This window comes from Segatella copri (genome assembly GCF_009494395.1).
GTDB lineage: Bacteria > Bacteroidota > Bacteroidia > Bacteroidales > Bacteroidaceae > Prevotella.
Genome location: NZ_VZCB01000086.1, coordinates 1 through 1,202, shown reverse-complemented (window position 1 = coordinate 1,202; position 1,202 = coordinate 1). Strand labels below are relative to the sequence as shown.

General features: G+C 44.4%; 1 protein-coding gene. It reads right to left on the bottom strand.

Annotation, left to right across the window (positions count from 1 at the left end; translation table 11 throughout):
* Positions 1–56: 56 nt before the first annotated feature.
* Positions 57–1,202: site-specific integrase (locus F7D73_RS12190; RefSeq protein ID WP_153112547.1), on the bottom strand; the 1,146-nt coding region annotated here is incomplete at its 5' end.

Here is a 1,202-nt window from a genome sequence, read left to right as displayed (position 1 = left end):
CAAGTTGGACGGAATGGATAACATTCCATTTCCGTCCACGGTGATTACAGTCCTTTTCATGCCATTCCCCCCATTGTCGGCATATGCCCCTTGATTCGACTTTCAAAAGCTGATATGTCATGCTCCAATTTAGTACTTGTCACCTTTGCGTAAATTTGTGTTGTGGCGATGTCCGTATGTCCCAGTATCTTGCTTACACTCTCTATCGGCATACCGTAGTTTAAAGCCAAAACTGCGAACGAATGCCGGCTTACATGAAATGAAATTCGCTTCTTGATGCCACACATTTTTGCCACTTTCTTTATACGCTTGTTTACCATGTCAAGTGAGCCAATATTAAACAAGTGCATATCTTTTCTCAATGGCTTGTAACGTTCAATTATCTGTATGGCTGCATCTATCAGTTTAATTTTGAATGGTACGCCTGTCTTTTGACGCTGAGAAACTATCCATGGAGACCCACTTATAATGGCAACATTGTCCTCTGTAAGATTCTTGATGTCAACGAAAGAGATACCTGTCCAACAACCAAACATAAACAAGTCTCTCGCAAAAGCAAAGTTGGGATTTTCCAACTCTATTCCTGCAAATATGTCCAATTCTTCCTCTGTCAAGAACTCACGCTCCTTGTGGTCTGGGTCAACGTGGTACATGGCAAACGGATTTCTCTGTATCTTGCCGTTGTAGTGTGCTGCCGTGACGATATGCTTCAATGGTATGGAGTATATCCAAATGGTAGATTGCGTGAGTCCAATGACATTCTTCAAATACAGACAAAAATCACGGATGAACTCCTCGGTAAGCTCATTCATGGACATATCGCTGCGCTTGTACTGAAATTTGATGAACTCGGCAACGTACTTTCTTACCGTCAGATACTTGCGGTAGGTTCGGACAGCTCGGTCTTTTCCCACGCGTTGGGCAAAGGCTGCGTTCTCCTTGTCAAAAGCTCTGAGTAATGTCTCATACTCCGTACCTATGCCTTGATATGCGTTTCTCACCATTTCAGCGGTAACGAACGCCTCACGGTCGGAAAGCCGTTGGTAATGCTTAGCGATTTGAGCCTTGATGTTATCAAGCGCAAAGTTCACCTCATTGGCTTCCTTGCTTCTGCCTTTGGCTCTGTTGCCCTTGGCATCCCATATCGCCTTGGTCACGCTCAGCTTGCAACTGAACTGTGCGATAGTTCCGTTGATTGTCAC